The organism is Rhizocola hellebori (genome assembly GCF_016862955.1).
In the GTDB taxonomy this organism is placed as follows: domain Bacteria; phylum Actinomycetota; class Actinomycetes; order Mycobacteriales; family Micromonosporaceae; genus Rhizocola; species Rhizocola hellebori.
Window position 1 is genome coordinate 163,119 of sequence record NZ_BONY01000004.1, and the last position, 14,215, is coordinate 177,333.

Below are 14,215 nucleotides of genomic sequence, written 5' to 3' on the forward strand. Positions count from 1 at the left end.
CGCCTTCGATCGCCTGGGGCGTGGAATCTCTCCGCGCGGTGACAACGAACCGCACGGCCGGGCCACGTGCCATCGAAGCGCTGGACGAGAAGGCTAACCCGATCCGTGATTGTGCTCCTGGTGGCTCGAGTGCGTCCCGCTGCATCTGACCTTGATAGAAGCAGAACTCGAATCGACCATACCAACCAAATTGACATCAGCGATCGGGCACGCGTCTTCCTACCGACGCCGACTATGCGGTCGCTCGGCGTGAACGTCAAGCGAGGATGTAGCAGCACATAGCATAGTGGCACCTAAGAAAGCCGATCTGACTTCCATCTTGGCTTGAGTATGCAGTAATGTGCTTCCTCGTGACCCCCGACGAAACGGATCCGTTCGCAGGCCTGACCGACGAGCTCCCGCTCGACGGCGCCGGCGTGCGCTCCCGGCTGCTCGCCGAGGCGCTACGGGGGTATGCGCCGCTGCGGAAGGTCTTCGTCCAGAGGCCCAGCGGCTCGGAGACGCGCGCCTCCGTGCTCGCCGCGATGGTCACTGCTCGCCAGGAGCGGGCACTCGACGCGTTCCTGCTCATTCACGCGCTTATGCCCGTTCTCAGCGAAGATCCCTTACCTTTGGCAACTTGGGCAAGAATGCTGAATCGCGGCAGGACTCCCTGCACACTGCGCGTGGCGTCGGCAGCGTTCCGCCAGCTGGTGGACTACAAGTTGATCACGAGAGAGGATCGCGGCCGTAAGACTCTGGTCACACCGTTGTTGGAAGACGGAAGTGGTGACGGCTGGACAAGGCCTGGCCGAACCCGGCACGCTCTAGGCCACGGGTACCTCACCATCCCGTACGCCTACTGGACCAATGGGCTTGTCGATCGTCTCCAGCTCGCCGGTAAGGCGATGTTTCTGATCATGTTGTCCGAGACGAGCGTTCAGACCACCTTTTCCATGGCCGTGGAACGCGCTCCTGCCTGGTACGGAATCTCCGAACGCACCGCTGAACGTGGCTACAAGCAGCTACGAGACGTAGGTGTACTGCTCGAGCATCGCCAGTTTGTCAACGACCCTCGGTCACCGACAGGCTTTCGGGCGGTCTGGCACCGAACTCTCGCTCCTCCGTTCAGCACTGCCGCCCGTCACAGACTGCAGATGGCCACTCGCGCGGCGGTCCACCGCAAGCTGGAAAGAGCGGCGACGCCGACCGGGTCTGCGAACGCACCTAAGGCGCGGAGGGGAGGTGAGAAAAGAGATGAGGCCAAGGGCACCTACACCAGCAGGCGGGCCTGAACCGAGGACCGGCATTTGGTCGACGATTCAGGCCGCCATCATGGGCGGATGGGGACCGACTACCCGGTTCATCCTGATCATCGGGGCGCTAGCCCTCCTGATCATTTTTGCCCGCTCTGGGGCGGCAACCCTGATCGCGGACATGTTCAGCCACTAGCACAGACCATATGCTGGCCACGGGCAGTGCGTCCACCGGGCTGCATGCCTGTGGCCAGCAACGGCGCAACAATCGGCGTCCTGCTCTGCAAGGGTCGTCACCAGACGGCCGTCGCGGTGCGGTTAAAACCGTGGCGAGGCGGGTAGCGGCAACTCCGAACTGTACGAGTGATCCATCGACGTTTTAGATGATCGGGCTCCAGGGTCGGCGAGTACGAAGCGTTGTCGCACCCCGACCGTAACGTGGGAGTGCGGACTTGATGGGGCCGCCGGTGGTCGCCGGTTCGTCCCGAGCGATTTGATCAACTTGGCATCCCGGAAGGCCCCCCGTTGAAGAAGATCGACAAGAGCGCCCACACCGGTGACGGAGCGATCGCGCTGATCCATCAGCGTGTCTACGAGATGGGTTTCGTCTGGCACGAGCGCAAGACCGACGCGGGCATCGACGGCGAGATCGAACTACGTAACACTGTGACGGGTGAGGTCGCCAATCGGGTGCTGTTCGTCCAGAGCAAGGGCAAGGGCGAGCGCCGTTTCCCGGGCGAGAACGACACCTCCTTCCACTTTCTGTGCAGCGAGGCCGATGTCGACTACTGGATGAGCGCGCCGGTGCCGGTCCTGCTGGTGTGCTCGCACCCCGAGACCGGCGAGGCGTGGTGGATGCATGTTCAGGAGTGGTTCGCCGATCCCGCTCATCGCGCGTCAGGGCGGGTCGACTTCGACAAGAACACCCAGCGGTTCGACCGGTCGGCCGCCCATCGGCTGCTCAATCTCGCCGACCCGCACGGTAACGCCCACGTCCCAGTCGCGGAGGACAAGCCCGAGACGCTGACCAGCAATCTCCTCAGTGTCACCATGCCGAAGATCATCTACCATGCGCCGATCGGCACCCAGGACCCACGCGATGTCCTAATCCGCCAGCGCGATCTCTACCCCCATCTGCCGTTCGCTGAGGACTTCATCCTGCGCAACGAGCGCATCTATACCTGGCGCCCACCGCATTCGACGGCTCTCGAAAAGCTGATCAAGGGGCCGGTGAAGGAGATGGCGGTGGGGGAGTGGGCCGACGCTGGCGACGACGTTCGGCAGCGCTGGCTAGTGCAGCTGCTCAACAACGCGCTGCGGGCCGACGTGGCCGCTGACTGCGCCTGGCATGCCGGACGGAAGATCGTCTACTGGCGAGCGACACCCGACCTCGCTGCGAGGCACATCCGCAGCGCCAGCGGCCGGACCCGGCAAGTCTTCACCCCGAAATACAAGAAGAAGGACATAAGCCAGATCGGGTACTACCTGCACGCGGCACTGGAGTGGCAGTTCCTCGACATCGCCGGCGATTGGTACTGCGCGCTTGTGCCGACCTATCACTACACCCGCGACGGGCACCGCGATTCCTACTACCTGTCGGAATACTTGGCTGGCATCAAGCGCCTGGACCGTAACCCGGCTGTCTACCACCAGACCCGCATGTGGGCGCACTACCTTCATGGCGAAGACGATGCCATCGACTTCCGCAACTCCATCCTGGCCTACGGCTCCCTCGAGACCCTCAATGCCGACAAAGGTATCGACGACAAGGCTTGGCTGACCGACCCTCGCAAGCCAGCCGACGAAGACTCGCTTGAGGACAACACGGTCGCTATCACCGACGGCGAAGAGGAACTCACCTTGTTCGAGGTGCCCCGATGAAGCTCACCATCTTGGACGAGCCGAACCTGGAATTCGGTGCCGGTGCCCGGCACGTGGACCCCCGCCACGGCATCACCGACTACGGACCCGCCGACGCCACCAACAGCGCCGTACGCACCATCCGCGCCGGCATCGTCGGTACCCCCGCTGCCATCCAGGGCCTCCGCCGCTGGCTGGACCGCTGCCGACGCCCGATCGAGGCCAAGGACAGCCGCCTCGGGCACCTGTTCGTCCCGTTCCCCGGCTTCGACACCGCCGCCGGATTCCATTCCACCTTGGTCTGGGACTCCCGTCTAGAACGGCCCATCCGCGAGCGCGACCTCAAACGGCTAGAAGGTCTCAAGGCCCAGGACGCCATCAACGCGGCCCTCGGACTCTACCTCGCCGAGCTGGACATCCTCGACGAAGAGCCCGGCTGCGACGTCATCCTCGTCGCCCGCCCGGAGGAACTCGCCGAACGGCCACAGCGCGAAACCGACCCCGAGGCGCCTTGGAAGAAGGCACCACTGCCCGAGCCAGTCGACGACTTCCGTGCGCTGCTCAAGGCCCGCGCCATGCGGCACAGCCGCCCCGTCCAGATCATCCGGCGCACCACGTGGGACCCGGCTTACAAGCCTGTTGCCACCGAGAAGCCCCGCCTGCAGGACGAGGCCACACGCGCCTGGAACTTACATACCGCCCTCTACTACAAGGCCGGCGGCGTCCCCTGGCGGCTACCTCGCGACCCCAGCGACCTGACCAGCTGCTACGTCGGAGTTACCTTCTACCGCAGCGGCGACAACACCACTCTAGAGACCAGCGTCGCGCAGGTCTTCAACCAGCGCGGCGACGGAGTCATCGTCCGCGGCGCCCCCGCCAAGGTCTCCCGCCACGACCGCCAGCCCCACCTCAGCCGCGACGACGCCAAAACCCTGCTCACCGAAGCCCTAACCCGCTACCGAGGAGAACACCGCACCTTGCCCGCTCGGGTCGTCCTACATAAGACCTCGTCCTACACCACCGACGAGATCGCCGGATTCCGCACCGCCGCCGACGCCTCCGACATCGACATCCTCGAGCTGCTCTGGCTACCCAGCAGCGACCCGGTGCGCCTGTTTCGCTCCGCCGACCACCCGCCCCTGCGAGGTACCCTGCTCAGCCTCGACGACGAACGGCACCTGCTCTACACCCGCGGCAGCGTCCCGTTCTACGGCACCTACCCCGGTATGTACATCCCCACTCCTCTACCGTTTCGGCTCGTCGACACCGAATCAAGCCCCGAATATCTCGCCGAAGAACTCCTCGCCCTGACCAAGATGAACTGGAACCAGACCCAACTCGACGGCCGCCTGCCCATCACCCTGCGTACCGCCGACCGCGTCGGCGAGATACTGCGTCACCTCGGCCCTCACGACCGCCCACAAGGCCGATACGCATTCTATATGTGAGCCAGCCCGGGCAGCGGCGCATCACGTGGCTCGCACCCCAATCGGGTGTGTTCGCGCATCCAGCACACGCTCACGCAACTCGCTGCCGGGAACTGCCACGAGAACCACCGGTTGTCGCCCAGGTAGGGGCCTTGTGTTTTCTAATGTGCCGGGTCGCCTTCTGAGGGGTCGCAGCTGCTGTGCCGCCACGACGGCGGCCGCGATGACCCGGGCCGCACCAACCACACGCTGCTCACCGTTGCAACCATGAGCCGATGAGGCCGACGAGCTGCGCCGGGATGTTGGGGCGCAGTTTCATGATTGCCAGCGCCTTCTTGTCGTAGGGAGGCGGTAGCAAGACGTGCATCAGGCCGAACAGCAGGTAAAGCCCGACGGGGGCAAGCAGCACCACCCACAGCAAGGTCACCACTACGGCCTGCCCTTCCAGATGGTCTCCAGCCGTGCGGCTGGTGCGGAGGAGGCATCGTCCATGAACTCAGTCTGAGGGGGTGTAGGCGCCGCTTTACATGCGCTGACGACCGATGACGCATCTCGGCATTGCGTTACATCACCTGACAGAATCCATACGGAGCACTATCGCCTGCATGGTCGAGAATGGCTCCATGGCAAGCGAAATAGCACTCGATCGGCTGCGGCGGCGAGTTAACGAGATCCACGTGCATCAGGGCGAGCCCAGTACCCGCGTGATCGCCTTGGGCTTGCGGCGTGCCATCAGCCACACCACCGTCAGCAACGTGCTCAAATGCGCTAAGTTTCCTGCGTGGAACCATCTCGAGCTGGTTGTCGAGCATCTCGACGGCGATATCGAGGAGTTCCGTGGCCTTTGGCTAGCGGCGCGGCAAGACGCACGCGGCACCCGCGAAGATGCCAACGATCAAGACGCGAAACTCGCTGATCAAACAGCCGCGTCGACCTTTGCGCTGTCGAGCGGTCCGGCCTTCGTGCACACGACGGCGCTTGGCGACCTCATCGATGATTTCACCAAGAAGCTCATCGACCGGCAGACCTCGGCTGGAGACGGGCATACAAACCGGCTTCACCGACCTCGACCGGCTTCTCTCGCCGGGTCTGGCACCGGGGCAGCTAGTACTCGTCACCGGCTGCCCGGCCGTCGGCAAGACCACCCTGATGATCAATCTCGTCCGGCATGCAGCCATCCGGCAAGGCGTGGTCTCAACGATCCTCACGCTGGAACTTAACGAGCACGACATCATGCAGCGCATCATCTCCGCCGAGGCAAGGATTGCCGCTCACGTGCTCGCGAGCGGACAGCTCCTCGACGACGACTGGGCCAAGCTCACGCATCGCACTGGAGAGATCAGATCAGCGCCGCTGACAGTGTGTCAGGTCCGGGGAGCCTCCCTCGCCGATCTCACCTCAACCATCACCAACGCTGTCGAGCAAGACCACACAAGACTCGTGGCGATCGACAGTATCCGGCAGATCCGGTTCGATGACATTGACCAAGACAGCCTGCCTGCCACCTGCCGCGCACTCAAACGACTAGCCGTCCAGCTCGGCGTCACGATCCTCGCCGTCGTGCCCAGCCCTGACCGAATTCCCCTACACGAAGGCGAATCACCTGACCTAGCCAACCTTGGCGAACTCGCCGGACACGTCACGCACATCTCCGAAGACGCGGACATAGTGATTCTCATCCACCGCGACGACCAGTACGACCTGGAAAGTCCTCGAGCGGGAGAGGCCGACCTCATCGTTGCCAAACACCGCAACGGCCCCTGCGACATCATCGTCACCGCAGCCCAACTCCATCTATGCCGATTCGTCGACATGGCGATCGGTTAGATTCCTGCGCTTCATCAGCCGCGTGCCCCGTCTGCGCGACGGAGAAGTCCACAAACGATATTGCTTGCGGTTGACGTGACACGCCTCATTGGTCGGCTCAGCACGAAGCTTCCGGCTGGTCATCCATATGTACTAATGTTCCTGGGCTATCGCTCGGGACGCTCGCTTCAATTCGTACGGTCTTCTGGCCCGATCTTCAGACTCTCGATCGCTTGGCCTCGATCGGGTATGCGATCTCCCCCCGGTCGACGCGTCCAACTGACGGGCGATGCGTAGGAGGAGTAGTGCCCGCTTGTGCCGCAGGCGATTGCGGCGCCGACCACGAAGGCGTTCGGGTTCACGGCTGCGGCGGCGAGGGGTGCGCCGGCTTTGGCGAGGGTGATGGGCAAGGTCATGATGCTGGCGATGGTTGCGTACTGGCCGGTGCCGTAGCGGTTGGCGAGGACGGCCGGCGCGCAATGGTGGCGACGCCGAAGGCGAGTCCGAAAGCGACGACGCACGCGGCGGCGCCGGTGATGGCGCCGCGAAGGAATGGCAATGCCGCTGCGCCGATGGCTTGAACGGCGAAGACGGCTGCGGTGACGCCGGCCACGCCGATGCGCTTGGAAAGGCCAGCCGTGGCGAGGCGGCCGGTGACCGACAGGATGCCGAGCAAGCCGGACAGTGTGGCGGCTGTGATGGCGGCATGCCTGGCGCGCAGCAAATAGGTGACGAGAAGGATGCCGACGGCGGAAATCGCCGCGCCGTGGATGACGAACGCGGCGGCCAGGAGCCAGAATGCCTTGTTTCATAAGGCTTGCGGCGTGCCCCACGGTCCTGAAGGGGCGTGGGCGTTCTTGTGCTGATCTGGATTAGTTCATGCGCCGAACGTCCGCCGTCCGGATGTTGGCCGTTGTTGGTCCTCGGATCAATGGATCGCCGCAGGAGCTATTCAGCGGACGGGTACGGCTGGCCTTATCCTCTGCTGCATGGCCGCCGCGAAGACCGTCCAACCCTCGGCCGACCTGTCAGAGGACGACGCCGTAAAGCTGGCCGCCGTCCTAAGAGCCCTCGCACACCCCGCTCGTTTGCAAATACTGTCCCTGATCAATGCGGCGCCCGGTGCTGAGTCCAATGTCTCCGAACTTCGGCCGTTCTTCACGATGAGCCAACCGGCGCTCAGTAAGCACCTGGCTGTTCTGCTCGATGTGCAAATCGTGCTTTGTGACAAGCGGCGGAGTTGGCACTGGTACCGGCTCAACCTGCCAGTCATCAGCGAGCTGGTTAAGCAGCTGCCTGGTTAGATCCTTCGAGGCGCCAGCGGGCGGCATGGCCCGGATCTAAACCGTCTTGAAGAGAAGGTCCTACGATCCCGCTTCACGGCGATGATCGGTATCCATGACAATCCGGGTGAGGTCGCGCCAGCCGTCTTCAGCGGTGCGCTCCAGCATGCCGGTGACGGAGGCGCGCGCGTCGACCTCACTCTCGAAGTGGCTATGCCAAACCTTGGCGTCGTCTTTGCCCTGGCGAGCATCGACTCGCCAGGTGCCGTCGACTTGGAATAGCCAGACGTCGCGTCGGGCCATCCCATATTTGCCGTTCCACCAGCGTCCGGCTATCTGATCAGTCACGGTGAACACGCTATCGAACAAACGTACGAGGCGCGGATGGGCTGGCCGGTCAAAGGTATGGGTATCGCCGCGGCGGGCTCAGAACACGCTCAACGGGCATCGCCGTGCGCGCGGACGTGGCATGGCCGACTAGGCAATTTCTTGGTGGCTGGCTCGGTCGGGCAGTGCTGCCGTCTCGCCGAAGAAGTGGCGGATGGTGGGCACGCGCCTGAACATCGGTGATAACCGGGCAGCCCACCGTCGCCATACGTCCGTGCGGTGTGCTGGTTAGGGCAGGTCGTTGTCGTAGAACACTGCGATGCGGGCCAGCCCCCAGAGGGCGATTGATGTAGCGGTCAGGACCATGCCGAGCAGGTGCAGGTCGGCCACGAACAGCAGCCCACCTGCGCCTGCGGCGCCGGCAACAGCTTTGGTGAAGCCTGACCACCACAACGGCCGCCCAAGACGTGAGTCGCTAACGGTCTGCTGCGGCATCGGTGACCGCACGGCGTCGGAAGGCGTGGAGGTCGTGCTGTCGTAGTTAGACGGGTCGTCGCGGCCAGTGCGCCTTGCGTTGATGGCTATGTCCCGGGCCGGACGAAACGGTGGGGAGACCATTACCGACACCCTGAGCGGTAGGACGGGCGGTCGGCTGATATCGCGGTGGACTGTGCGCGGGTGCGTCGGTAACGGCTGAAATCGCGCCCAGTGGCGGTGCAGGCCGTGGTGCATGTCGGCGGGTATGTGTCGGTCATAGCTGGTGTGTTCCTTCGCATCGCAGCGTTCGGGTTGAGTGGGTGCTCCAGAAGGCGCTCTGTCTTGGGTTACGCTGGGGCCGGTCGTGTGTGCGGGTGGGCAGGCGTGACTAGGCGGTAGGCAGTTTGTTCAAGGTGGCTTTGGCAGTAGTCACGAGGCGGCGTTCGATGTCGGACGGAAGCGTCTTGCTGTCATTCACTGCGGCGGCTGCGACGGCGAGGTGGGCGTTGCCGTATTGGACGACCAGGTGCGGCCCGAGTGTGGGGTCGGCGAAGAAATAGGCCGCGGCTCCGACTCCAGTCACGTCGCGCGCGCCGGGATTGTCTTTGAACACCACGTCACGGAAACCTTCGTAGTTGCCTTGTGCGCCAACGGCGTCTGGAAAAAGATCGACACCGACACTGACCAAGACGGCTTTGTCGAGGGCTCCAAGGGTGATGACGCAGGTCGACGAGGAGCGCCTTTCGGATTGGCTGCGGGCCATCTCCGAGGTTTTCGGTGGTGTCGCGGGAGCGAGATCGGCGAATGCGTCGCTGCTGACGGAGCTACATAAATTGGTGGGCATCTTATAGGTTGGTGGCGTGGCGGGCGACGATGGTGACGGGCTGCTGCTTTCTGGTGTGCTGGCAGCGGGATTGCCGTCGTCAGTGCATCCAGTCATGAGCAAGGATGCAGCGAGTGTGGCTACCGTGAGCGAGGCGTTGCGGCGCTTCATGTGTTCCCTTGTGATTGGTGGACGCGAGGTGACGGACGATGCTGAGCAAGTCGTACGCGTTCTCGCTGGATATGGTCTGGGATGGACGTGTTGGCGGGGCGGCCACATGGCTCGTTGAGAGGAAAGGGGCCGCCCCCGGCTCGGAAGGATTGCCCTGGGGCCATTTGCCCCAGGGGCGGCTTTGCTTTGCCCATGGGCTACTGGAGAACAGCACCGTCCATCCGTGCGCACACAAGGCGCAGTCCGCGTATCCCCATGAACTTGAGGTAATAGGCCTCGTCATCGGTGTATCGGCCCAGATCGCGGGTCGCTCCGTGCCGTTGCTGCGCCCTGATTAGTGCGGCCTGGGTTCGCGGGCCGAACTGTCCGTCGAGGCTAAGGCTTTCCCCATAGCAGCGGTTGAGTGTCTGTTGCAACGCGTACACACCGCTGCCGGAAGCTCCCCGGCTCATCGAGCAGCTGATGCCGTCCGCGCCATCGTTGGCGGGCATGATGATGTTGGCGTTGTTGTAGCCGCCGGTGTAGGTGGCTTTGGCGATGTCGCAGAAGCTTCCGACTGCCTGCGCTGGCGTCGCGATCGCGGCTACGGCGGCAGTAGCCGCCAAGCACACTGAAGCTAGGCTGTAGCTCCGTCTGCGTATTGCGGTGGCCCGATGGCCATGTGCGGTCATGCGTTGATTCCCCCTCGCTGGTTCGACCATCCACCGTGGCTTGCGCAGTGGCTGTGAATGTCGTTGGTTCCACCACATTCGCCTGATGGCGTGCCGAGAGCCAGACGCCGCCTGCACCAGTGTCTGGCGCACCTGTGCTTGCTGGGCCTGTGCCGCCATTGGCACTGTCCATACCGGACGATCCGGCGAATACTCGGGTAATGACCAGCCGACGAGACCCACAAATGGTCCAGGCCTCAAGGAAGAGCCAGTTGGGCGTGCGTGGTATGTGGTCCTCAGCCGGCGCGTGGTCGGTGACGGCGTTGGCTTCGGCGCGAAACGTTGGTGAGCCGGCAGGTGTCGGTGCTCGGGGAAGCCGGACTACCGGCGCGGTGGCGTTGGACCCGCCACATCCGGCGAACAGCTGCGGTAGGTTTGACTTGGCGAAGGCAATGGTTCCTGTCAGGGTGATGACGGTGGTGGCGACGGCCATCGCTGTGATCGTCAGGCGTGCCTTCCGAGGGTTGGGTGTGTAGGGCACGCCGGTGGCCATAAGGTCGTCGAGTGTGCTTGTGCCAATTGGCGGCGGCTCGTGGTGTTCGTTGGTGGTCACGACGGCGGCCCCTCGTGTGTGCGCCGCACAGACCGCAGCGTTGCTGGGACCGCTGTTCATGGCGCGGGGGAATGATGGTTTCCATCGCCGACGTAGTGCCTAAGGCAGGCAGATCCAGGCCGCTCGTCCTGGCGGCCCTCCTGCGCCGAAACTACTGTCCACATAGGCGTATTCGGAACGGCGGTGGGATCTTCACGCCGAGAAGGATGCACCCGGACGTGGCCTAGGATGCCGGGCCTGGAAGGCGATGATGCCGAATGAGTGTTGCGTTCGGATGCCAATGCCAACAGGATGTCGAACAGGGCGTCGTCATCCTGTGGGTACACCCGGCACAAGGCGAGTCGACGACGGTGCGTTTAATGATGCCCAAGTCCGAGACTGCGACATCTCAGGCGACGCCGAGGGTGGCGATGAGGATGTCGGCGGAGGTCGAGCAACTGGTGCCGGTCGAGGATGTCGATGGCACGGCGGGCTTTCGCGCGGATGGTGACCAGCGGGACGCGGTGCAAGGTGGGTGGTGCGTACAGCAGGTCGCGTAGAATGTTGATCAAGTTGTTCGCGAATGCCTTGCTGTGGCAACGGATGCTGTCGTCTTCCTAATGGACGACCGTGCTGACCGAACCGATCTCGACTGGGTGGACGCCGAGCTCCTGGCGGAGCAGGGCGGTAGCGTAGGGATGCCCGAGTCGCAGTAAGTGCCGTAAAGCATTTTCGCTTGGGCTGGCGTGAGCGACGGGCGGTGCGCAGCTGGTCAGGCCGGACATCGTCTCCTCTGCCGTTGCCGCTGCGCCACGATCTGGCGAAGGTGTGTGGCCCGGCGGGTGTGAGATCGGGTAGCGGTGAGTTCTTGCCGCCTGACCCATGGGTTATTGCGCATCCGCGGATTCTCTTCGTGGCATTGGTTTCAAGGCCGGGTGACGCCGTTGTCGGCTGGTGGGTTGCGCGTCGGTGTCGCAGGCCGCGTTGCAGCGTCAGGCATGCGATGGCGGCGGCTACACCGATCACGGCCCCCGCTCCCCACAGCAGCCCAGTGCCTCCGAGCCCGATTAGGACTGTGGCGAGGATCGGGGCCAGTAGTGCGGCCAGTCCTTGTGCCAGCCCCCATAGGCCGAAGTAGGACGCCATGCGTTGCGGCGGAGCTAGAGCGGCGACGAAGTCTTGTGCGACGGCGAGGAAGACCACCTCACCGGCGATCCATAGCGGCATGGTGGCTGCATACCAGCCGATGCCGTTTCCGACGCCGGCTATGGCAAGGCCGCCGCCGACCGTGGCTATGCCAGCCGCGCAGGCGTGTAGTGCGTTGGCAGACAGCAGCTTGTGCTGTATCGCGAGCTGTACGGCGGCGACAATGAGCGGATCGAGAGCCAGAAGCAGCCCGAACTGCAGCGGTCGGGTGCCGTGTTCGGCGATGACTAGCGGCAACGCGACGACGCTCTGCATGTGGATGGTGTAGAAGACGAGCGTGATACCAGTGAAGGCGAGGAGCCTACGATCCTTGAACGCTATCCGTAGCCGGACCGGCACATGCGTGCGCCGGGGATGGTCGGCGCGCACGCAGTGGAACACGGCGATTCCGAACGCCACATTGATCAGCGCGTTGGCCGCGAACAGCGGCCAGAACGCGTGACTGGCGACGACTCCGCCAATGATGCAGGCCGTGCCGCGGCCCACGTTGAGGGTCAGGTAAAGCACGGCAAGCGCCTTCTTGCGCTGCGCTGGTTCGGGAACTACATCGGCCGTCAAGGCCGACAACGCTGGCCGGTACAGGTCGAAGGTGAGGCCGGCAGCGCACGCTGACGCCGCTAGAAGCCCGACCCCTCGTGCCGAACCGAAGGCGAGAAAGGCTAACGCGGAGGCGAACGCGCCGCCGGTGATGACGACGCGGCGCCCGAACCTATCGGCTAGCCACCCGCCGACGGGCTGCGATGCGGCCCAGCCCAGCCCGAACGCGACCATGACCAGGCTGGCCGACGTCGCGGTCAGGTGCCGTTCGGTCGACAGGTAGAACGCACGGAACGGGATGACGAAAAAGCCGAGCCTGAACATGCCCGCTCCGGCGGCTAGCAGCCAGTATTCCTTCGGCAGTCCACCGAATCGGCGCTGCATCCACTGTGACGCGGCAGTGCGCCCCGCATGCCCTGGCACATGTTGCTGTCTGCGAAGACGGGGCGAGGTGTGGGTGGGTGCGTAGCCGATGCTCATGATCGGGCTCCGGCAACAGGGCGCAGCACACCGACCTGATAGCGGGCGGCAGCTGCGCCCATCGTCGACAGCACGTGCGCCGCGGAGTCGCCGTGCAGCCAGGTGTATCCGGCTAGGCCGCCCCATAGTCCGCTGCCAGTTGGTCCGCCCATCTGCCCGGGCGCGATGGCGACGGTGGCGTCCAGGACACCGGGATACGCCACGAGCTGTTCGCGGGAAGCGACGTGCACAACGCGTCCCGACGGCACTGCCGGGCCGCACCATCCCACATAGCCGGGGCGGGGATCCAGCCGCACCTGCGGCTGTGCCCCACAAGCCAGCTGGGCGTGGATGGTGGGCACATCAATGCCGTAGGCGAACCCGATCGCTTGCTGAATGCCGCCGCCCCCGGGGCGCGCGGCGATTTCTCCCACGTACCAGCGGTCGTCGACGGTGCGCATCACTTCGGTGTGCGTGAACCCGGTCCGCATCCCCAGCACGGTCCCGGCGCGGGTGGCCAGATCGGCCAGGAATGCGCCCACGCCGTAGGTGGATTCGAGCAGCACCGATCCCAGCAGCGGCGAGCTCATGCCCTTGAGCGGCGGCAGGTGGTACAGGCCGGGGATCTGATAGACCGGCTTGCCCCCTAGCCACAGTCCATCGATGTGGTACTCCTCGGCGATCTGTAGGTACTGCTCGACCACGATGCCGTCGGGCTGATGGGCCAGTCCGGCGAAGGCGGGCTCGCCACGGTAGAACGGCGATGCCGGGACCGGCCGGGTGAAGATGCCATCGGCTTCGTACTCGGCCAGTTCCTGTTTGCTGGCCACGATATGGGTGTTGACGGAGGCGAAACCCTTGCGGGGCTTGAGGACAAGAGGCCAGCCCAACGTCTTGGCCACAGTGGCCGCGTCGCCGACGCGGGTGACGACCTGATGCCCGGCCACTGGGATACCGGCCCGCCGCAGCCGGGTCTTCATGACAGATTTGTCGACGAACCCGATCGCCTCGTCCAGGGTCTGCCCGGCCAGCCCCATGCGCTGGCGGATGAACGCGGCGGCGATGATGGCGCCCTCGTAGCGCGTGGCTACGTGGCCGATCTGGCCACGCAGCCGGTCGGCCAGTGCGGTGAGCTGGGCGAAGGCATCCCAGCTGGGCACAGTCACCATCGGATAAGGCAGCTGCGGTGAACGAAGCTCGGCGTGGGCACTGGTAAGGCAGACCAGCACTGGCTTTCCCAGGGTGGTGAGGGCGGCTTCCAGCTGCGGCATGTGGTTGGCAAGGACAAGGGTCGTTTTCACGGAAAGGTCCCCCCGGACATGGATTCTGCTGACGGATAGGTGAAGAGCTGCGGGCTACTGC

Annotated in this window: 14 protein-coding genes; 5 read left to right on the forward strand and 9 right to left on the reverse strand. The window is 64.3% G+C overall.

The features are described 5' to 3' along the window. Positions 1-350: 350 nt before the first annotated feature. The 3 genes from Rhe02_RS04655 to Rhe02_RS04665 all read left to right on the forward strand — a co-directional run bounded on the left by Rhe02_RS04655 (position 351) and on the right by Rhe02_RS04665 (position 4,543). Positions 351-1,274 (forward strand): hypothetical protein, encoded by a 924-nt coding sequence (locus Rhe02_RS04655; RefSeq protein WP_203906798.1) that lies wholly within the window; start codon positions 351-353, stop codon positions 1,272-1,274. A 486-nt stretch (positions 1,275-1,760) separates the two neighbouring features. Then, on the forward strand, positions 1,761-3,116 hold the full coding sequence (locus tag Rhe02_RS04660; RefSeq protein ID WP_203906799.1) for a DUF4365 domain-containing protein: 1,356 nt from the start codon (positions 1,761-1,763) through the stop codon (positions 3,114-3,116). Beyond that, positions 3,113-4,543 carry an argonaute/piwi family protein gene (locus tag Rhe02_RS04665; protein ID WP_203906800.1) on the forward strand — a complete coding sequence of 477 codons (1,431 nt, stop codon included), beginning with the start codon at positions 3,113-3,115 and terminating at the stop codon, positions 4,541-4,543. The genes Rhe02_RS04660 and Rhe02_RS04665 overlap by 4 nt, the downstream gene beginning before the upstream one ends. A gap of 232 nt (positions 4,544-4,775) precedes the next feature. Here the strand turns inward: Rhe02_RS04665 and Rhe02_RS04670 are convergent, their stop codons facing one another. Both Rhe02_RS04670 and Rhe02_RS04675 read right to left on the reverse strand, forming a co-directional pair. After that, positions 4,776-4,952, reverse strand: a complete 177-nt coding sequence (locus Rhe02_RS04670; protein ID WP_203906801.1) for a hypothetical protein — start codon at positions 4,950-4,952, stop codon at positions 4,776-4,778. 133 nt (positions 4,953-5,085) lie between these two features. Next, positions 5,086-5,334, reverse strand: a complete 249-nt coding sequence (locus Rhe02_RS04675) for a hypothetical protein (protein WP_203906802.1) — start codon at positions 5,332-5,334, stop codon at positions 5,086-5,088. Positions 5,335-5,515: 181 nt separating this feature from the next. Here Rhe02_RS04675 and Rhe02_RS04680 point away from each other — a divergent pair, with 181 nt between their 5' ends. After that, positions 5,516-6,349 carry a DnaB-like helicase C-terminal domain-containing protein gene (locus tag Rhe02_RS04680; RefSeq protein ID WP_505973673.1) on the forward strand — a complete coding sequence of 278 codons (834 nt, stop codon included), beginning with the start codon at positions 5,516-5,518 and terminating at the stop codon, positions 6,347-6,349. A gap of 391 nt (positions 6,350-6,740) precedes the next feature. On the opposite strand, the gene Rhe02_RS04685 is transcribed toward Rhe02_RS04680, so the two are convergent. Continuing rightward, complete coding sequence (locus Rhe02_RS04685; RefSeq protein WP_203906804.1) at positions 6,741-7,004, reverse strand: hypothetical protein; 264 nt, start codon at positions 7,002-7,004, stop codon at positions 6,741-6,743. Positions 7,005-7,317: 313 nt separating this feature from the next. Here Rhe02_RS04685 and Rhe02_RS04690 point away from each other — a divergent pair, with 313 nt between their 5' ends. Further along, on the forward strand, positions 7,318-7,632 hold the full coding sequence (locus Rhe02_RS04690) for an ArsR/SmtB family transcription factor (protein WP_203906805.1): 315 nt from the start codon (positions 7,318-7,320) through the stop codon (positions 7,630-7,632). Positions 7,633-7,692: 60 nt separating this feature from the next. Here the strand turns inward: Rhe02_RS04690 and Rhe02_RS04695 are convergent, their stop codons facing one another. The 6 genes from Rhe02_RS04695 to Rhe02_RS04720 form a co-directional block, all read right to left on the reverse strand. Beyond that, positions 7,693-7,968 carry a hypothetical protein gene (locus Rhe02_RS04695; protein ID WP_203906806.1) on the reverse strand — a complete coding sequence of 92 codons (276 nt, stop codon included), beginning with the start codon at positions 7,966-7,968 and terminating at the stop codon, positions 7,693-7,695. 258 nt (positions 7,969-8,226) lie between these two features. Beyond that, positions 8,227-8,556 (reverse strand): hypothetical protein, encoded by a 330-nt coding sequence (locus tag Rhe02_RS04700; RefSeq protein ID WP_203906807.1) that lies wholly within the window; start codon positions 8,554-8,556, stop codon positions 8,227-8,229. A 247-nt stretch (positions 8,557-8,803) separates the two neighbouring features. Beyond that, positions 8,804-9,409: a hypothetical protein gene (locus tag Rhe02_RS04705; RefSeq protein ID WP_203906808.1), complete on the reverse strand. Its 606-nt coding sequence runs from the start codon at positions 9,407-9,409 to the stop codon at positions 8,804-8,806. 197 nt (positions 9,410-9,606) lie between these two features. After that, positions 9,607-10,014, reverse strand: coding sequence for a peptidoglycan-binding domain-containing protein (locus Rhe02_RS04710; RefSeq protein ID WP_203906809.1), 408 nt, complete (start codon positions 10,012-10,014; stop codon positions 9,607-9,609). A 967-nt stretch (positions 10,015-10,981) separates the two neighbouring features. Next, positions 10,982-12,874: an MFS transporter gene (locus tag Rhe02_RS04715; protein ID WP_203906810.1), complete on the reverse strand. Its 1,893-nt coding sequence runs from the start codon at positions 12,872-12,874 to the stop codon at positions 10,982-10,984. After that, entirely contained in the window at positions 12,871-14,154 is a 1,284-nt protein-coding gene (locus Rhe02_RS04720) for a hypothetical protein (RefSeq protein ID WP_203906811.1), read from the reverse strand. Before Rhe02_RS04720 ends, Rhe02_RS04715 begins: the two co-directional genes overlap by 4 nt. Positions 14,155-14,215: the final 61 nt, after the last annotated feature.